The organism is Oceanispirochaeta sp., from assembly GCF_027859075.1.
Classification (GTDB): domain Bacteria; phylum Spirochaetota; class Spirochaetia; order DSM-2461; family DSM-2461; genus Oceanispirochaeta.
Genome location: NZ_JAQIBL010000093.1, coordinates 1 through 16,912, shown reverse-complemented (window position 1 = coordinate 16,912; position 16,912 = coordinate 1). Strand labels below are relative to the sequence as shown.

Below are 16,912 nucleotides of genomic sequence, written 5' to 3'. Positions count from 1 at the left end.
TTTAAGAATAAGCCCTTTGAATCCGCACATATATGAGAGAGAAGGACCCCTATGATACTTGGTGAACAACCTGATTTTTTTGGTAACGAACGTCAACTTAAAATGATTAAGAGAGCTCTGGAAGAAGAGAATATTATCATTTGGAATAAATTCAATTTGAGTAACGGCCCCCTGTTCAAGGCAAATCTGAAAGGAATTAACCTTTCCGGACTGGAATTGAAAGAGATTAATCTTACAAGAGCCAATTTGACAGGCGCTAATCTGGTTGAAACAGACCTTCGATTTGCCAAGCTCGAGCATGCTCAGCTTTCAAAGGCCGACCTCAGCAGAGCTGATCTCAGAGGAGCCAATCTGAATGATGCCGATCTCTCCCTTGCATCACTGATCAATACGAATCTCAGCAGAGCCAAACTGGAACGGGTCAACCTGACAGACAGCGACCTGAGGGGTACGGATATGACTGATGCCTCCTTAACGGGAGCCAAGGTCAAGCCTGAAGACCTGGCAAAAACAATCATCAGCAATACGAAAATGCCAGGGAAAATTAAAATTGTTTCCAAAACCGATGATACCAATGCTCCTCCCTGGATGAAAGCCAAAGAGGAAGAGCAGCAGAGGAAAGACCTGCGTCTCAAGAAAGAAAAGGCCCAGGAAGAAGAAGTACAAAAAAAGAGACTCCGCCGCCTGGGTATCAAACAAAAACTCAGCAGCTGGGATGATGATGACTAACCCAGGGCGACATCCAGGGTCATCATAACGGCAAATCCGATCATCGCTCCCATGGTGGCAATATCAGTATTCCCCGAGCTTTGAGACTCGGGGATAGCCTCTTCAACCACAACAAAAATCATGGCTCCTGCCGCAAAAGAAAGAGCATAGGGAAGGACTGGCTGCATGACAAGAACAAGCAGAGCTCCCAACACTCCCGCAATCGGTTCCACAACCCCTGATGCCTGCCCATACAGGAATGACTTAGTTCTGGACAATCCCTCCCGTCTGAGAGGAATGGAAACGGCCGCCCCTTCGGGGAAATTCTGAATCCCGATTCCTAAAGCCAAAGCCACAGCCCCGGCGAGAGAAGCGGAGGGAATCCCTGCAGCCACGGCACCAAAGGCGACACCCACGGCCAGACCTTCAGGAATATTATGCAGTGTGATGGCAAGGGTCAGGAGAATACTCTTATGCCAGCTTGTTTTTACACCTTCAACCTCAGTCATAGGAGCGTTCAAGTGAAGGTGAGGCAGGATCTTGTCGACGAGTCTTAAAAAGACACCCCCGGCAAGAAAACCGAGAACCGGAGGAACCCAGGGAATCAAACCCATCTGCTCCGACATATCGATGGAAGGTGCCAGTAGAGACCAGAAGCTGGCGGCAATCATAACCCCCGCAGCAAATCCCAGCATACCATCCAGTACTTTTTTGCTTATGACCTTAAAGAAAAACACCATGCTGGCCCCCAGGGCTGTGACAGCATATGTGAATAGTGTTCCAATTAAAGCCTGTTGAACCGGTGAATATCCGGCTATCCATTCAATCATTCAAAAACCTCCTGGTCATAGTTATAATATTGTTTATTAATGAAATCCCTGCAATATATAGACCATTTTAAATAAAAAAATCTTGATTGATGAAAAGAGATCTCTGGTGTAATCTACGAGAGATCAGTCGTCATTGACCAAAGACAAGGAAATATTCATGCTGAAAATCGCTCATATTACGGATACACATATTTCTGAAGAAGATCAGTTTCCGGACGGAATAGAGAACAGGGATCGATTTTTACGAACACTGGAAGACATCAGATCGCAGGATGTTGATTTAATCATTCATACCGGGGATGTCTGCTACCCCCAAGGCTGTAAATCTATCTACACATGGCTCAGAGAGATCCTGGAATCGACAGAGATCCCCTATATCCTGACTCCCGGGAATCATGACAATGTGTTTATGATGCAGGAAGTGTTCAACCTGAAAGACCTTCCCGCCAAGGTTATCACCACCGGAGCCGTGGCCATGAAGGGACAATCCCTCCTGTTCCTGGACAGCTCCTCGGAAAGGTTGACAATGAAGCAGATCCTCTGGTTGAAGAGGGAAATAGAAATTCAGGATGATCAGCTGTTTTTGTTTCAGCACCACCCGCCCTGCAGCTGCGGCGTCAGAGTCATGGATACAAAATACCCCTATAAGACCCCGGAACTGTTCCAGAAAACAATCCGTGACACCGGGCGCTCTCTCATCCTTTTTTGCGGGCATTATCATATCGAAAAGGAAATCCGCCTGGGTTCACCCCCATTGACCGTGTATGTGACACCGCCGACCCTGGGCTCTCTTGATCCGGCAGCCGAAGATTATGTCATCAAGGACCACCACCCCGGTTGGAGAGATATTTCCATAGAGAAACAAAAGCTGATCCATACAGGCTGCCATTACCTTCCATAATTTTTATTCCCCTATATGGATTTAATACTTAAATTGCCATACAATTTCTATGAGACAATTCCAATACGAATCCCCGGGAGAAAATACAAAATGAAAAAAATCATACTGACAGTTCTCATGCTGTCCATACTGTTACCTTCGGCTCTTTTTGCCGCATCACCCAGTGATGAAGAGGTTTACGAGGCCACTGTGGCTGTGCTGTCTGTGTTCGGACTTGTTTTTATGTCCTCCATGTTCGGAGAGACTCCGGCTAATGTAACCATGGATATGAATATGGAAACCGGTTATGCAAAGATTGAATTTGAAAAATTCCCGGTACAGGACTTTTCAAATTCCATGTCGGAGATGATGGAAACCGAGGTTGATGAAGAAATCATTTTTGGATTCAAAGAAATGAGCGGTAAAATAGAGGTGGATAATGCGGGAAATCTGGACCTGGATGTGAGCCTCCTGGGCGGAAACGTCAAGACTCTTGTCTTAAAGTCTGAGGGAGAGGACATCGTTTCCATTGAAGCCAACGGCGAATCCTTCAATCACCTCAAAGACCAGCTTATGGAAAAGAATCCCGAGTAGAATCATTTCTAAAAGAAGACAGGGGGAGAACTCAATCATCAATTGAGATGCTGCCCCTGTTTTTTTTCTTGTTCCCCTGTATCTTCTTTCCATCCAGCCTCTTCTGCCTGGCCCCTCTCGAAGGCCTTGTTTTTCTTCTTTTTTTTTGTACTATCAGCGATTCCAGGATAAGATCAGCCATTTTTTCTACGGCTCGTTCCCTGTTCATCAACTGGGAACGTTCCTCCTGGAGCTGAATAAAGAGTTCCCCGCTGCTGTTCAACCGGGAGCTGAGTTTTTCCCTGATCATCAATAGCTCAGATTCATCCAATCCCGCCAATTCATCCAGAGCAACAGTCAAAAGGACCTTTGTATTGACCTTGTTGACATTCTGCCCCCCGGGACCTCCGGAACGGGAAAATGAGAATTGCCCCTTCTTCTGTATAAGTGTGATCAGATCTGTACGATTCATGATAGAGTCAAGGTTATCCATAGAACTCATTTGGATCAAGTGGAGTGAACAGCTTCCTGTCCATTCGAAGAGATCAGCAGGGGGTCATCCCGTTAGACGCAAGCATAAATTCACTTTTTTGCAGAAAACACTTGTTCATTATGCATCACTATGATAAAACTATTAAAAACCAACCATGGAGGAAGGAAATATGACAACATACCGACCCTGTTTATCAGCTTCTGACAGAAAATTTACTGTCACTATTTATTTGTACTATTTCCGGGAATTCCAACTTTGGTTTTAAAGAATCATGAAGTAACAACCCCCCGGAACCATTCCGGGGGGTTTTTTTTGACCTGTGTGATTCTAGGGAAAAGGCGAATTGTCCTTGAATCAGACATAATAACAGGAGGTAAATTAATGAATATTGAAATGAGAGAAATGAACACATCAGCTAGCTATCTGATGGATACTGCACCCGCCGAAGGGCGACAGATCTGCATAAAAGAAAATGGACAAAGTAGGGAGCCGGTGAATGAAAGAATCTAAACGGTGAACCCCTGCTTTCAATTTCTAACCCTGAGTAATATGACAAGATTCTACCGGGAATCTGTCAGGGAGAAAGAGAATGTACGAAAATCTTCACGACTTTGAAATACTGTTCCACGAAGGCCGGCTTGAAATGGAAAAGAATATGGAAATAAGCCGGAAACTGAAGGCCTGTAGAACTGGAAAGGAAATCAAGAAGCACTTTTACAGATTGCTTATGCTTCTGACCTTCAGAAATATCAATAAATAAGAATAAAGGCGTCCCTTCATTGAATAGAGAAGGGACGCCTTTTTGAAACAAAGTTTTATTCTATTTCAATTAATATATACAAACGGGAAAGCATCAATGTAAAATACCCTTATGATGAAAACCGCCGAGCCTGTATTATCCGTATTAAAAACGATGAAGTTGCTGGAAACCCTCTCTGCCCAGGAAGAGGTGGGTGTGACCGAACTGGCCGCCGCAGTGGACGGGAATAAGAGTACGGTCTACCGATTCCTGAATACACTCTCTGGTCTCGGTTATGTCAGCCAGAACAGAAACAATGAGAAATATTCACTCACACTGAAGCTTTTCCAGGTTGGTGTACAAGCACTGAACCGCCTGGATATCCACAAGGCTTCACTTCCTGTCATGGAAGAACTGGCCGAATACTCGAAGGAGACAATACACCTTGCTTCCATGGAAAACCATCAGGTATTCTATCTTGATAAAATAGAATCCCCCCTGGCACTCAGGGTAGCCATGGGTTCTGCTCAAGGGCGATTTGCTCCGGTAGTCTGCACGGGTGTTGGGAAAGTGATCCTGGCAAATATGGGCCATGATGAAAAAGAGCGCATGCTGGAACACGCCGACTGGACAGCTCGAACAGAATATTCTGTCACCACTCCTGAAGAACTGGAAGTAAGACTGATTGAGATCAGAAAAAATGGATGGGCCTTTGACCTGGAGGAAAATGAACCCGGTGTTCGTTGCGTTGCAGCCCCTATTTTTGACAACAAGGGAGTCATCTGTGGTGCCCTCAGTATTTCTGGACCGTCATTGAGGATGACAAAAGAAAAAATGAAAAAGCTGGCCTTGAAAGTAAAAGAAGGGGCCGGGAAAATTTCCGATAATCTGGGATACCTGAAAAGCTGAAAGCCCGGGGGGCAAAAAGAACCGGCAATCTGTGATCAGATCAGCCGGTATTCCAATTGAAAGGACTTATTTCTTCTCTTTCTTAAACCTTTCGTCCCAGTCCCGTTCCTTGTCAAAGACTCTGCCTTCCATATTCCTGACACGATCTTTCAAATCACTATATTCACGGCGGACATTTTCATACTGGTCTTTCCGGCTGAATTCCTCCTGCCTGAAGGAACTGGCGGATTTGAACCCTTCCGGTTCCATAGGAAGAATCAGAGCTGCCAGAAAGTATAGAATTCCCACCGGAAAGAATCCGGTGAACAGAAAGGCCAGAATCATAAAAATACGGATGTATTCCACAGGCAGATCCCGCCAGTCGGCAATTCCCTGACAAATACCGAAGATTTTACCTCTCCGGGAACGGTACAGTTTTTGTGCTGTATAAGCCATCATTTCGATCTCCTCTTATACTCAAACCGCTCTTCTTAAAAAAGCGTTATTGTGTTCGATTTTCCTGATCCAGGAGGATGGTTTCAAGATTCCCCACCCTCCTCTTCAGTTCTTTTATTCCAGCCTGAATATCTTCCAATGATTCTGATTCGGCGCCGCGGCTGATTTCCCGCTCTTTATCTCTGTTTGCGTAGTATAGTTTTGTAATGCGGGTAATTGTACCGCTTAAAACCGGGATTCCCACGGCGATAGCGACGATCCAGACTGCTTGCATAATCTACTCTTTTCCCTTCATGGACTTCTTCAAGGCAGCCAGCTCCTCGTCAATCTCGGTCTCTGACTCCAGTTTATCAAATTCGTGTTCGATGGAGCTGTTCTGACCACCGGATAATCCATAAGAGGACATTTCAGCTTCCGCTTCCATCATTTCAACCTTCTTTTCAAGCTCATTGAATCTTTGAAAGGCATGACTTCCATCGGCCTGTTTCATGACCGTTCGGGCCTGCTTTGTTTCGGCGGCATGGCGGCCTCTCTGAATCAGAATTTTATTCTTCTGACGAACCTCTTCCAGTTTCTGTTCCAATTGTAGAATATTGGATTTACACTCGTCAATAAGCTTGGCAAAGTGCTCCAGATCTTTGTTCATCAGATCAATCTGATTCTGGCTGTTCTTCTTTTCCAGAAGAGCTTCCCGAGCCAGGTCTTCCCTGTTCTTTTCAAGGGCAAGACGGGCTCTGCCATCCCAGCGTTCCAGGGTCTTTTCAAGATAATCCTTTTCCCTGTTGATCTCGGCTCTGGAAGCCATTTTGCCGGCGCAGGATGACTTCAGCTCCACCAGGGTATCTTCCATTTCCTGAATCATCAGACGGATCATTTTTTCAGGATCCTCCACTTTGTCCAGAATGTCATTGATGTTAGAGTTTACAATATCTCTGAATCTAGAAAAAATACTCATCATTTCCTCCTGTGTCTCTCTTCCCGGCTTCGATTCCCAAAGGGAAGATAAACAATAGTAATGTTTCACTTATACTATCGCAATATTTGTGCCAACTTCCCATTCACCGAAAGACAGGGTCTTATGCGGCTTATCACTCTCCTATTTTCAAGGAATGAATTTTTTATTGGTATTTTTAACCATTTATCAGTACAATAGACCAATGAGCATTGAAACCAATCCTTCTGCCGATGCCCTGGGGGAATCGGCAGAATTCATGGACTTTCAGCAAAATCTAAGCCTTGCCGCCCGGGTGGACAGACCGGTTCTCCTTGTGGGAGAGAGAGGCACCGGGAAGGAGCTGGCAGCCTCGCGTCTGCATTTCCTCTCCAGCCGCTGGAAGTATCCCTATATCCCCGTCAACTGCGCCGCCCTTCCCCCGTCTCTCATAGAGTCGGAACTCTTCGGTCATGAATCAGGCTCCTTTACCGGAGCAGGAAAGATGCGGAAAGGGCGATTTGAAGAGGCCCATGGGGGAACTCTCTTTCTCGATGAAATTGGTCTTGTCCCCATAGAGGTCCAGGAAAAGATCCTCCGGACAGTGGAATACGGCCGATTCAGCCGGGTGGGGAGTTCTACAGAGCTGGAGGTTGATGTCAGAATCATCGGGGCAACCAATGCCGATCTGCCTGCTCTCTGCCGGGAAGGGAAATTCAAGAAAGACCTTCTGGACCGCCTCTCTTTTGAGGTACTCTACCTTCCGCCCCTGCGCTACCGCAGCACCGATATCGCCCTGCTGGCGGGGCATTTTGCCATGAGAATGGCCCGGGAAATGGGAAAGCCCGAAATCCCCGAATTTTCTGCAAAGCTGATAGAGAAGATGAGGGATTATTCCTGGCCCGGGAATATCAGGGAGTTGAAAAATGCAGTGGAAAGGGCGGTCTATAAGACGGAAGGGGGTTTGATTGAAGAGATGAATCTGAATCCCTTCAACAACCCCTACCAGACCCTGAACAGGGACGAAGAAGAAGACGCACCTGGAATCTCTGATACCCCGGATGAAAAGGAAATACCTCTGATTGAATACAGAGATCATATCCTGGAGGTGGAATTAAGGTTTATCCGCCGGGCTCTGGAAGAGAACCGTTTCAGCCAGAAAAAGGCCGCCCATGCCCTGGGGCTGACCTATGATCAGTTTAGGGGCTTATATAAAAAATACCAATCCTTCCTGGACCGGGAAGACCAGGAAGAATACTGATCTTCTTATTTCACGGCGTCCAGCATAAGCGATGCATTGTAGGAACTGCGGACAAAGGGGGCACAGGCAGCTCCTTTAAACCCCATAAGCAGGGCTTTTTCCCGGTAACGGTCAAAAGTCTCGGGACTTATATATTTTTTGACACTCAGATGTTTTTTGGAGGGAGCCAGGTACTGTCCCATGGTCAGAAAATCGACCTCTGACTTTCGGAGATCCTCCAGAACACTCAGGACTTCATCTTCCGTCTCTCCCAAACCCAGCATGAGTCCGGACTTTGTATAAATACGGGAATCCATTTTTTTGACACGTCCCAGAAGCTCCAGAGACTGACGGTAATCGGCCTCGGGGCGGACCTGTGCATACAGGGAAGGTACGGTTTCCACATTGTGATTCAGGATCTCCGGTCCGGCAGCAACAACAATTCCCAGAGCCGCCTTATTACCCTGAAAGTCGGGAATAAGAACCTCAATACCCACAGCAGGCTCGAGAGCATGAACGGCCTGGATGACAAGGGCAAAATGAGAGGCTCCACCATCTTCAAGATCATCTCTTGTCACAGAAGTGACCACTGCAAATTTAAGGCCCAGGGCCTTCACCGCTTCAGCCAGTTTCCGGGGCTCTTCGGGATCCACACATTGAGGGATTCCTCCCTCTACATTGCAGAAGCAGCACCCCCTGGTACAAACACTGCCCAGGATCATAAAGGTCGCTGTTTTGTTGCTGTAACACTCCATCCGGTTGGGACAGTTGGCTTCTTTACAGACCGTATTCAGAGTGGAATCCTTTAAAAGGTCTTCCACGTAGGCCAGATTATTTCCCCGGCGGATGGGAATTTTCAGCCAGTCCGGTTTCCGAAGGACCTTATCCCCGGTGTTCTCAGCGTCCATAAATCATCTCCATGGAATCGTATCCGAATACATCTTTGTAGATCCCGGCAATTTCCGGTATGATCCGATCCATATCCTGTGTCTTGCCCGTTATTTTTTCCAGGGATGTGACTCCCTTGTCCTGAATGCCGCATGGAACAATCCACTTGAAATGATCCAGATTCGTATTGATATTGAAGGCAAAGCCATGCATTGTGATTTCTCTCTCGATAGCCAGCCCGATGGCTGTGATTTTATCATCCCCCACCCAGACCCCCCGGTGTTTATCATAGCGCTGTGCCTGAATACCGTACTCTCTGTCAAGAAAGCGGACAAAGACGTCCTCCAGGTTGAATACAAACTGTTTAACCCGGCGGGAAAAGGATGAAAGGTCTACAATGAGGTATCCTACAAGCTGCCCCGGGCCATGATAGGTCACCTCACCTCCCCGGTTGGTCTTGATGACGGGGATATCCTGTGAGGATGCATCTATCAGAATATTATGCTCTTGCTCCCGCCGCCCGGTGGTCAATACCGGAGGGTGTTCCAGCAGGATAAGAGTATCCGTGATGACTCCTTCCCGCCGTTTATCAACCAGATCGTACTGCCAGTCAAGAGCTTCCTCATAGGACAGCTGTCCGGGTACATATACTGTCAATTTCATGTCTTTATTCTATCGGGAGAAGGTGATGAAGAGAACCCCCGGATGGCAGGATTCCCCCTTCAGGGATTGCCTGATGAATGGAGCGGCACCTTTACCATGTGTCACCCCCTCCTGTACTATCTTTCCATGGAAAGAAACTGTGCAAAAATACTGATCCTCCCTATCCTGATGTTCGCAGCGGGAATACTGTTTTCACAGGAAGGCCCCGGGGTCTATACCATTGCACAAAGCCACTATGAAATCGAAGGGAAAACCAGGGAATCTGCCCTTGAGAGATTTCTCGATATGCCCGGGGATCTCATCTTTCCCGACTATGCCTCTATGAATGCCTATGCCGAAAGGAGGGGCCAGGATCTTCTGAACCTGAGGGTCTTTGAACGCGTTGAAACGGAACTGGTTCCCCTGAAACAGACCGAAAACGGTGTAATCCCCTACATTCTGAAGATCAGGGTCAAAGACGGGTGGACCTTTTTTCCACTGATCGTCCCCACCTTTGACACCAATGACAACCTGGCTCTCAAGTGGAAAATCAACTATGCCAATGTGATGGGGTCTCTGGTTGAATTCAATATTGATGGAGAATTCGGTGTTCAGCAGAATTTCGTAGACTCCGGCCTAGAAATCAATTACTGGAACCTTGAGACGGGTTTTTCCAATATTTACTTCAATGGTATTTCCTATACTTTTTTCTGGCGTCAGGCCTATGCCAGAATTATTGAAAAAAATGGCACCGAAATAATCGATTTCTACACCTTTAACAAGTCGGATTTTTTCCTGGCAGGAACCTTTGACCTGGGAGATGACTATTTTTACGAAGTGGCTCCGGCCTTTGAGTTCACCTACAACTACAAGGACAAAATGGAGACAAGAAGCACTCCTTTGAAAAGGGAGCCTCAATCCTATGGAATTTACCAGAAAGGGGGCCGGAATCAGGTCGACTGGAAGGGTAATTTTCAGACGGGAAATAATTGGGAAGCCGAGTTGCAGAGCCGGATAGTCCCCACTCAGGGCTTGAAAGGGGCTCTATTTCTCTCTAACAGATGGTTTACAATCTTCAATTCCCGTTTCTCCTACAACAACAGGATTCTAGCCTTCTCCGCCTACAATGAAGAGCTGTATGCCCTGGGAGAGTATATGCGGGGTATCCCCGATTTTAATCTCTCCGGTGACAGAGGCCTGTTTCTGAATCAGACTCTTCCCGTCAGCCTCTTCAATTGGAAGGGTGTTATGGAGACTCAGATTCAACCGTTTATGGATTTCGGGATGGTCCATCCCTCCAATCGGGAGCTGGTTCCGGAGAAAGACATCCGAATGAGCCTGGGAAGCGACCTGGTCTTTTTTCCGGAGAAAGTGAAGTCGGTAAACCTTCGATTCACCTTCGGATTCGATCTGTTCGGGCCGGGTCCTCTCTCAGAGCGCTATGAGATCCTGCTATCCACAAAGCTGTTTTATTAGGGATTCCGCTTTCAAAATTGAAACTGGGGAGGTCTTTCATAAAGAACAATCGTGGTGAGCCCCATGATTCCCCCTCTTAAATACTCGATTTCATACTTATCTCCCGGACGGGAACTTTCCAGAACGCTGAAATAATCCAAAACATTATTGATTTCCTTCCCATTGATTCTGGTGATGATATCCCCCCCCACAGAGATACTGTTCAGGCCCAGGCCGACACTCCGACGCTGGTCTCCCCCCTTCAGTCCAGCCTGTTCCGCGTTTCCCTCAGGAAGTACGGATGTCACCAGAATACCGGGCTTGATAAAAGGAAGACTCAGCTGCCGAGCCAGATTAGCTGTCATGGACAGGGCTTCTATCTCAATCCACCCCCTGTTGACCCGTCCTGTTTCAATCAATTCAGGTATCACCCGCAGGGCCGTCTCGACAGGGATGGCAAAACCTATCCCTACGCTGCCGTTTCCACCGGGGCTGATAATCATAGTATTGATGCCTATCAGCTCTCCCCTGGAATTGAGGAGAGCCCCCCCGGAATTACCGGGATTGATGGCTGCATCGGTCTGTATCATCCCCTTGAGGAGGAATCCGTCCTTTGATTGAAGCGGTCTGTTGATTCCCGAGACAACCCCCAGAGTCAAAGTTCCTTCCAGACCGAAAGGATTTCCCAGTGCCAGGACCTGCTGCCCCACCTGAAGGTCTTTGGCGCTTCCCGCAATAATGGTCTGCAGAGTTCTTCCGACAGGTTCGAATTTAATAACAGCCAGATCATTTTCGGCATCGCTCCCGATGGTCCTGGCCTGATAATTTGTGCCGTCATAGAGAGTCACCACCACAAAATCGGCATCGGCGATGACATGTTTGTTTGTCAGAATATACCCTTTGTCCGAGACGATGACACCAGAACCACTCCCCTCTTGAGAGTAGGAACCGGCAAAACGGGATTGATAGAGATTGACTGTTGTCACATTGACAATGGCCCGGATATTATCCCGGTATACCTGCATGCTGTTTATTTCCTGGTTATTCAACCCCTCTTCCCTGATTTTAGGCAGCGGCGGCTCCTGATAACCGGCTCCCATGTCGGGATCACTCCAGGAGGCTGAGGAGATTTCATCACTCCTGTTGAGCTGAGAATCCATGGATATGCATGAACCTAGGCTGAACCAAAGGTAAAGAAGGACCAAAGAGAGCTGGAAAAATCTGTTTTTCATAAGAATATCCTCTGGAACAGACTATTTGATGAGAAAAGAGCCCATCCCCTACTCATTATAAGAGATGGACATGCCGGAATGGTACTATTATTTATCCCAGTTTAAATAAAGACTCCAATTCATTTCTGCTGAAATCATAAGAGGTATTACAATTATGGCAGGTTGTGATCACTGGAAATGGACCATTATCCACAATTTCTTTCTGTTCGGCAGGTGAAAGATTGGCCAGGAATTTTTCAAATCTGGACTTGCTGCATCCGCACATGAATTCTACCCGCTTATCCGCTAAAAGATCGGGTTGAAAATCGGCCAGATAGGTATCGAGAAATTCATGAACATCCATTTCGGCCGTGAATGTGCGGCTCAAAGAGGGAATCTCCAGAATGGCATCCTGAACCATGTCCAGAACATGTTCATCTGCCCCGGGCATGGCCTGAAGGAACAAGGCAGCACCGCCGGAGACCTCGCCGGTGGTTTCCAGATGGACACTGAGGTTAAAGACCGTATGTATCTGTTCAGATTCTTCATAGTAGGCGGCCAGATCTTCGGCCAGACGGCCAGATCGAAGCTCAACCTGCCCGGTAAAGGCCTTATTCAGATCTCCCGTGTAGCGGGTCACCGAAAGAAAACCAGGACCGAAAAGCAAGGACGTATCCAGAGTCTCGGGCACTCTTTCCAGAGGAATCGGATTTTCCATCAGAAATCCTCTCACCGTACCATGGGAATCGGCCTCTACAGAGAGGCCCTTCAAAGGACCTCCGCACTCCACCTTAAACTGAATCAGCCCATCCTCTTTCAGCCCTGAAGCGATGAGAGCCGTACCGAGATAGGCCTGACCGAGAACAATACTCTCAAGGACACCCAGATTATGGTTCAGCTGCATTTCACGGAGCATTCTGCTCCCCTGAATAAGGACGCCTCTCACGGCACCTCCGGCCATGACAAAGTGGTAGCGCCGGTCACGGGAGCGGGCCTTCAGCATGGACTTTTTAGTATCACCGGGGATGGGTTTTTTAATCATTAATCAACCTCTTTAAGTCATCCCGCAGCAGGCGGGAAGTATCTTATCTAAATCGACTATATCCCGAATCCAGGGAAATTTCCCTGATCCCTTATCAGGACCGACGATTATGCCGTGTCCGCCCAGCCGGGCAAAGGCCTCCAGGTTCACTTCCTTATCATCCAGAAACAGAACGGTATCGGCCGACTCGCCCATATGAGCAAGAACCTTCTCGTAGGCTGAAGTATAGGGTTTTCCCAGGAATCCCATCCACTCCAAAGCATACATATGGGGAAAAAGATCATTGATCCCCAGGGCTTTCAAGACTCTGCGGGCATGGAACTCGGGTCCGTTCGTCAATATTTCCAGGCGGCAGCTTGTCTTTTGAAGCATCTCTCTCAACTCTGGATTTTCACAGAGGTATTCCTTGATATTCTCGGGATGAACATGCTCCATATAGGCCTCTGCATCCTCCAGACCGTGACAGACCTGGAGCCAGCGGAGGGTGGTACCATATTCAGGCAGAAAAACCTTTCTCATCTCTATGGCTTCTTCGGTGCTGATGCCCAGACGATCTGAGACGAGGATATTGATCCTCCTGTTCATCTCTTCCTCGACCCCGCAATGGGCATCGTAGAGAGTGTTATCCACATCAAAAAGCAGTGTTCTTATATTCATCCTATTCACCCGCAGGCACCGTCTGCCTGAGCGATCATATTTTTGTGCCAGTCCAGCAGATACTCTTCGGCCTCCCTCTGATCCCCTTTCCAGTCGGCCAGGACCCGGAAGACAGGTTCTGTACCGCTGCCCCTCATCCAGATATACCCCAGGACTCCCCCGTCTGATCCCAGGAAGCGGATGGTCAGCCCCCCGCTGTGGCTGCCGCTTCGAAATTCGGCTCCCATTCCCTGGCGGGAAGAGGTCCCCTCCTGGTTCCATTCCTCCCAGGAGACAATGGCGAAACGCCGAAAAAGTTCATCCTTCTTCAAATTCCACTCTCTTAAAAAGACCTCTTCGTAGTTCTTTTTCAGAAGGGCATGATTCCTGGTATTGATCTTGAAAATCGCCCGGTCTTCGAAGGCACTGGTAGTCACATAGGAAGGGAGGGAGTCAATCACATCCTTCAGATCAAAATCGTCTTTGTATCTGCCGCTCTGCCCGGAGAGGTGACACCAGATTTCAAAGAGACCAGGTTTATCATTCCTGCTGCGGAGGACAAGGAGTTTGATAAGAGCGCCCAAGGTGTTCAGAGGATCTCGAACCGCTGCGGGCCAGGTAATATTGCCACCGTTGGAACCCTCTCCCAGAATGCGGATCTGCCAGCCCTGATCCCGCTTCGCAGAAGCGAGATTGACCACATTGGCCTCACCCACTTCCGCCCGGAAGGCAGTGCAGCCGAAGGCCTCACAGATGTCCTCTATCCGGCCTGAGGTCGGTCCGTTTACAACGACCCCTGTCTTTTCGGTCATCTTCTCATTCCAGTATAAATATGCCAGCTCTGAAAGGACGGACAGGGCAAAGACCTCCTGAGCTTCCAGGATTTGGGCCACACCGTCCCGGCGGCTGCAATACACCAGGTTCCCCCGATCTCCGTCATTATCGGGCACATAGCCCAGTTGAAAGGCTGGATCAGAGACGGCCTCTTCTTCCAGAACCCTGCGGCACTGGTTCAGAGACTCTCCCTCAGGGATGATTCTATGGACTATCTGACGGGGAGTTCCATTCACCACCTTGACCCTGATGCCCAGATCACCCAGAAATTCAGAATCCACCGTCAGGGTCCGGGCGCTTCCATTGAGTTCTGCCACGACAGAGAGAGGAGAGGAGGCAATTCCCGCTTTCAGGATATCAAAAAAGCGGTTCTGCTCCGCTGGGGCATCCAGTCCGCTAACCACCTGACGGGTAAATGATTTATAGACGGCGTAGGCCTCGCTTTTCCAATGGGGAACCTGTGAAAAGACGTCTTCCACATCTGCCGGATTAACCCCGTCAACTCTGGTCATCAGAAGATCCAGTGCGGTTCTGTCAGCCAGAATATTTTTGTAGGCTCCGATCAGCTCTCCCGCCTGTTCTCCCGAGAGAACCCCCCCGGTGTTCAGGCCGAATTTAACGCCGTTATGTCCGATGGGATTATGACTGGCCGAAATATAAATAAAACCGCTGCAGTCCTCAGACTGCCGGGTATAGCCCATCAATTCAGGAGCCGCTGTGATAAAGAGATAGCGCAGCCCCATCCCACGACTCAGGAGGACCCGGATCATCACATCCGCCAGGGCCGGTCCGGTGAACCGGGAATCCAGTCCCACGACGACAACGGGGCGGACGGAACTGGTTCTGCTCAGAAGAAAGTCGGTATAGGCCTCTGCCATGGCGGCAGCCAGAAGCCGGTCGGGGGGGGTCAACTCCTCCCCCCGGCTCTCCTCATTACCATCGGCGGCAAAGACCTTTCTCCACCCCGAGGCTGAGAGGATCATCTCTGACAGGGCTTTGTCCAGATCCTTCCGGGAGATTTCGAATCCGTCAAAGGGTTTCCTTTCGGGATCTCCCAGTAAAAATCCTGTATTTTTATCCATCATGACTGACATTATATGACTCCTGAATACCGGGGGCTCCCTCAGGGAGCTCCGGTTATTTTAACGTTTGAGGCTAGAGGGTCAAGACTGAAAGGCCTCGATGTCTGTTTCCAGAATGCCTTCCCCTGAGGGGATGTTTCGATTCACACGCATTCCCAGGATTCCCCTGTAATACCGGGGATGCATGCCCGGGGTCAGCACTTTTTCCGTTCTGACCACACAGCTGTTCTCTTCGGTCAGGATCGTACCGGCCTTTAGATCCAGCAGGGCATGAACACTCCGGTTGGTTCTGCCGTAATTCTCTTTCTCAGAAGGGGCCAGGGTCTTGATCCCCGAGCCGCTGACGGCTTTGATATCATGGGATGAAAACCACTGTTCCAGCCTCTTTTTGACTTCAGAAGGAGCGTTCAGACTCTCCAGTTCCCGGAGCCGATCCACCATCAGCCTGAAATCTGCCGGTTCAAGGGCGATGGGATCATCCAGCCCGTCTTCCTCACGGGACAGAGTAAAGTGTTTCTCCACCATGACAGCGCCGAAGCTGTAGGCGACACAGGGAACCAGTGAGGGATTCAAAGAGTGATCGGAAACCCCCAGAGGCAGGGCCAGTTCTTCCCGCAGGGCCGGGAGGAGAGACAGGTTGTAGTCTTCCACAGGAGCCGGGTAGGCGGTCACACAATGCAGGAGGGTCAGGTCATCTTTTCCGAGGATCGTCGTCGCCTCCTGGATGTCTTCTAATTCACAGACCCCGGAGGACAGGATGACGGGAATCTTCCAGGAGGAAATCTCCCTGAGAAGATCCGTATAATTGAGTTCGGGAGAAGCAATTTTGACAGCATCGGGATTCAGGGATTTTAGAAGAGCCGCGCTTTCCAGCCCGAAGGGGGTTGCCAGAAATGACATGCCTTCTGCTTCGGTCATCTCTTTGAGTGCCTCATAAAAAGACAGCTCCTGTTCCAGCGACTCAAAGACCTCATACAGGGGAGTCGGACCTCCCGGCAGGGGAACAGAACCTGTGCGGGGATGCAGGATTTCATGAGCGATGACAATCTGAAACTTGGCGGTATCCGCGCCGCTAAGGGAAGCTTCTCTGATCAGCCGCTCGGCCTTTTGAAGGGAGCCGCGGTGGGTCGTTCCGATTTCAGCAATGATTTTCAAATTTGATTCCCCGCTGGTTCTCCGTTCCTGTCGTTATTTGCATGAGAAAATATGATATTCCCGGATAAATCCGGGAATATGAGGGTGTACATCATGGGGCCTGCCTTCTTTTATCCAGGACAGGGAGGCTCCAGCAGCCTGTCGGACTTAATCATTATTGTTCTATTTTTGATCTTTTTCATCTCTTCTTCGTCACTCAATTGTCAAATATGCTCTATATTCTCCTCAA

The 16,912-nt window shown here is 48.7% G+C and carries 20 protein-coding genes; 8 read left to right on the top strand and 12 right to left on the bottom strand.

Annotated elements, in window-relative coordinates; translation table 11 throughout:
- Positions 1-51: 51 nt before the first annotated feature.
- Positions 52-729 (top strand): pentapeptide repeat-containing protein, encoded by a 678-nt coding sequence (locus PF479_RS04890; RefSeq protein ID WP_298002905.1) that lies wholly within the window; start codon positions 52-54, stop codon positions 727-729.
- Here the strand turns inward: PF479_RS04890 and PF479_RS04885 are convergent.
- The gene (locus PF479_RS04885) at positions 726-1,538 is read right to left on the bottom strand and encodes a ZIP family metal transporter (RefSeq protein ID WP_298002902.1); all 813 of its coding nucleotides are present in this window, start codon (positions 1,536-1,538) and stop codon (positions 726-728) included. The two genes, PF479_RS04890 and PF479_RS04885, sit on opposite strands and share 4 nt — an antisense overlap.
- Positions 1,539-1,695: 157 nt before the next feature.
- Between PF479_RS04885 and PF479_RS04880 the strand changes: the two genes are divergently transcribed.
- On the top strand, positions 1,696-2,439 hold the full coding sequence (locus PF479_RS04880) for a metallophosphoesterase (protein ID WP_298002899.1): 744 nt from the start codon (positions 1,696-1,698) through the stop codon (positions 2,437-2,439).
- A 90-nt stretch (positions 2,440-2,529) separates the two neighbouring features.
- Positions 2,530-3,012, top strand: coding sequence for a hypothetical protein (locus tag PF479_RS04875; RefSeq protein ID WP_298002896.1), 483 nt, complete (start codon positions 2,530-2,532; stop codon positions 3,010-3,012).
- Between the two features lie 31 nt (positions 3,013-3,043).
- On the opposite strand, the gene arfB is transcribed toward PF479_RS04875, so the two are convergent.
- Positions 3,044-3,484 carry an alternative ribosome rescue aminoacyl-tRNA hydrolase ArfB gene (arfB, locus tag PF479_RS04870; RefSeq protein ID WP_298002893.1) on the bottom strand — a complete coding sequence of 147 codons (441 nt, stop codon included), beginning with the start codon at positions 3,482-3,484 and terminating at the stop codon, positions 3,044-3,046.
- Positions 3,485-3,865: 381 nt separating this feature from the next.
- On the opposite strand from arfB, the gene PF479_RS04865 reads away from it, so the two are divergent.
- The 3 genes from PF479_RS04865 to PF479_RS04855 all read left to right on the top strand — a co-directional run bounded on the left by PF479_RS04865 (position 3,866) and on the right by PF479_RS04855 (position 5,132).
- Positions 3,866-3,994, top strand: coding sequence for a hypothetical protein (locus PF479_RS04865; RefSeq protein ID WP_298002891.1), 129 nt, complete (start codon positions 3,866-3,868; stop codon positions 3,992-3,994).
- Positions 3,995-4,073: 79 nt separating this feature from the next.
- Positions 4,074-4,244: a hypothetical protein gene (locus PF479_RS04860; protein WP_298002888.1), complete on the top strand. Its 171-nt coding sequence runs from the start codon at positions 4,074-4,076 to the stop codon at positions 4,242-4,244.
- A 111-nt stretch (positions 4,245-4,355) separates the two neighbouring features.
- Positions 4,356-5,132, top strand: a complete 777-nt coding sequence (locus PF479_RS04855; protein ID WP_298002885.1) for an IclR family transcriptional regulator — start codon at positions 4,356-4,358, stop codon at positions 5,130-5,132.
- A gap of 66 nt (positions 5,133-5,198) precedes the next feature.
- Here the strand turns inward: PF479_RS04855 and PF479_RS04850 are convergent, their stop codons facing one another.
- The 3 genes from PF479_RS04850 to pspA are packed head-to-tail and all read right to left on the bottom strand — an operon-like array spanning position 5,199 to position 6,522.
- On the bottom strand, positions 5,199-5,570 hold the full coding sequence (locus tag PF479_RS04850) for a PspC domain-containing protein (RefSeq protein WP_298002882.1): 372 nt from the start codon (positions 5,568-5,570) through the stop codon (positions 5,199-5,201).
- Between the two features lie 43 nt (positions 5,571-5,613).
- Positions 5,614-5,841: a hypothetical protein gene (locus tag PF479_RS04845; RefSeq protein WP_298002879.1), complete on the bottom strand. Its 228-nt coding sequence runs from the start codon at positions 5,839-5,841 to the stop codon at positions 5,614-5,616.
- A gap of 3 nt (positions 5,842-5,844) precedes the next feature.
- Positions 5,845-6,522: a phage shock protein PspA gene (pspA, locus tag PF479_RS04840; RefSeq protein ID WP_298002877.1), complete on the bottom strand. Its 678-nt coding sequence runs from the start codon at positions 6,520-6,522 to the stop codon at positions 5,845-5,847.
- Between the two features lie 202 nt (positions 6,523-6,724).
- On the opposite strand from pspA, the gene pspF reads away from it, so the two are divergent.
- Complete coding sequence (gene pspF, locus PF479_RS04835; RefSeq protein ID WP_298002873.1) at positions 6,725-7,759, top strand: phage shock protein operon transcriptional activator; 1,035 nt, start codon at positions 6,725-6,727, stop codon at positions 7,757-7,759.
- 5 nt (positions 7,760-7,764) lie between these two features.
- Here pspF and lipA read toward each other — a convergent pair whose 3' ends face one another.
- Together lipA and lipB are read right to left on the bottom strand one after the other, a co-directional pair.
- A complete protein-coding gene (gene lipA / locus PF479_RS04830) occupies positions 7,765-8,646 on the bottom strand; it encodes a lipoyl synthase (protein WP_298002870.1) in 882 nt (293 codons plus the stop codon).
- Positions 8,636-9,289, bottom strand: a complete 654-nt coding sequence (gene lipB / locus PF479_RS04825; protein ID WP_298002867.1) for a lipoyl(octanoyl) transferase LipB — start codon at positions 9,287-9,289, stop codon at positions 8,636-8,638. Before lipB ends, lipA begins: the two co-directional genes overlap by 11 nt.
- Positions 9,290-9,331: 42 nt before the next feature.
- On the opposite strand from lipB, the gene PF479_RS04820 reads away from it, so the two are divergent.
- A complete protein-coding gene (locus PF479_RS04820; protein WP_298002865.1) occupies positions 9,332-10,744 on the top strand; it encodes a hypothetical protein in 1,413 nt (470 codons plus the stop codon).
- An 11-nt stretch (positions 10,745-10,755) separates the two neighbouring features.
- On the opposite strand, the gene PF479_RS04815 is transcribed toward PF479_RS04820, so the two are convergent.
- From PF479_RS04815 to PF479_RS04795, 5 genes are all read right to left on the bottom strand, one after another.
- Positions 10,756-11,955 (bottom strand): trypsin-like peptidase domain-containing protein, encoded by a 1,200-nt coding sequence (locus tag PF479_RS04815; protein ID WP_298002862.1) that lies wholly within the window; start codon positions 11,953-11,955, stop codon positions 10,756-10,758.
- A gap of 91 nt (positions 11,956-12,046) precedes the next feature.
- Complete coding sequence (locus PF479_RS04810; RefSeq protein ID WP_298002859.1) at positions 12,047-12,976, bottom strand: Hsp33 family molecular chaperone HslO; 930 nt, start codon at positions 12,974-12,976, stop codon at positions 12,047-12,049.
- Between the two features lie 12 nt (positions 12,977-12,988).
- Positions 12,989-13,633, bottom strand: coding sequence for an HAD-IA family hydrolase (locus tag PF479_RS04805; RefSeq protein ID WP_298002855.1), 645 nt, complete (start codon positions 13,631-13,633; stop codon positions 12,989-12,991).
- A 5-nt stretch (positions 13,634-13,638) separates the two neighbouring features.
- Positions 13,639-15,540 carry a hypothetical protein gene (locus PF479_RS04800; protein WP_298002852.1) on the bottom strand — a complete coding sequence of 634 codons (1,902 nt, stop codon included), beginning with the start codon at positions 15,538-15,540 and terminating at the stop codon, positions 13,639-13,641.
- A 69-nt stretch (positions 15,541-15,609) separates the two neighbouring features.
- On the bottom strand, positions 15,610-16,683 hold the full coding sequence (locus PF479_RS04795; RefSeq protein ID WP_298002851.1) for an N-acetylneuraminate synthase family protein: 1,074 nt from the start codon (positions 16,681-16,683) through the stop codon (positions 15,610-15,612).
- Between the last annotated feature and the right edge of the window lie 229 nt (positions 16,684-16,912).

Excerpts from the sequence above, each read along its gene's own strand:
- PF479_RS04810 (WP_298002859.1), bottom strand. The coding sequence starts at position 12,976 with ATGATTAAAAAACCCATCCCCGGTGATACTAAAAAGTCCATGCTGAAG.
- pspA (WP_298002877.1), bottom strand. The coding sequence starts at position 6,522 with ATGAGTATTTTTTCTAGATTCAGAGATATTGTAAACTCTAACATCAAT.
- PF479_RS04800 (WP_298002852.1), bottom strand. The coding sequence starts at position 15,540 with ATGTCAGTCATGATGGATAAAAATACAGGATTTTTACTGGGAGATCCC.
- PF479_RS04880 (WP_298002899.1), top strand. The coding sequence starts at position 1,696 with ATGCTGAAAATCGCTCATATTACGGATACACATATTTCTGAAGAAGAT.
- lipB (WP_298002867.1), bottom strand. The coding sequence starts at position 9,289 with ATGAAATTGACAGTATATGTACCCGGACAGCTGTCCTATGAGGAAGCT.
- PF479_RS04855 (WP_298002885.1), top strand. The coding sequence starts at position 4,356 with ATGATGAAAACCGCCGAGCCTGTATTATCCGTATTAAAAACGATGAAG.
- PF479_RS04875 (WP_298002896.1), top strand. The coding sequence starts at position 2,530 with ATGAAAAAAATCATACTGACAGTTCTCATGCTGTCCATACTGTTACCT.
- PF479_RS04845 (WP_298002879.1), bottom strand. The coding sequence starts at position 5,841 with ATGCAAGCAGTCTGGATCGTCGCTATCGCCGTGGGAATCCCGGTTTTA.
- arfB (WP_298002893.1), bottom strand. The coding sequence starts at position 3,484 with ATGGATAACCTTGACTCTATCATGAATCGTACAGATCTGATCACACTT.
- PF479_RS04860 (WP_298002888.1), top strand. The coding sequence starts at position 4,074 with ATGTACGAAAATCTTCACGACTTTGAAATACTGTTCCACGAAGGCCGG.
- PF479_RS04820 (WP_298002865.1), top strand. The coding sequence starts at position 9,332 with ATGGCAGGATTCCCCCTTCAGGGATTGCCTGATGAATGGAGCGGCACC.
- PF479_RS04815 (WP_298002862.1), bottom strand. The coding sequence starts at position 11,955 with ATGAAAAACAGATTTTTCCAGCTCTCTTTGGTCCTTCTTTACCTTTGG.
- PF479_RS04805 (WP_298002855.1), bottom strand. The coding sequence starts at position 13,633 with ATGAATATAAGAACACTGCTTTTTGATGTGGATAACACTCTCTACGAT.
- PF479_RS04850 (WP_298002882.1), bottom strand. The coding sequence starts at position 5,570 with ATGATGGCTTATACAGCACAAAAACTGTACCGTTCCCGGAGAGGTAAA.
- PF479_RS04865 (WP_298002891.1), top strand. The coding sequence starts at position 3,866 with ATGAATATTGAAATGAGAGAAATGAACACATCAGCTAGCTATCTGATG.
- PF479_RS04890 (WP_298002905.1), top strand. The coding sequence starts at position 52 with ATGATACTTGGTGAACAACCTGATTTTTTTGGTAACGAACGTCAACTT.
- pspF (WP_298002873.1), top strand. The coding sequence starts at position 6,725 with ATGAGCATTGAAACCAATCCTTCTGCCGATGCCCTGGGGGAATCGGCA.
- lipA (WP_298002870.1), bottom strand. The coding sequence starts at position 8,646 with ATGGACGCTGAGAACACCGGGGATAAGGTCCTTCGGAAACCGGACTGG.
- PF479_RS04885 (WP_298002902.1), bottom strand. The coding sequence starts at position 1,538 with ATGATTGAATGGATAGCCGGATATTCACCGGTTCAACAGGCTTTAATT.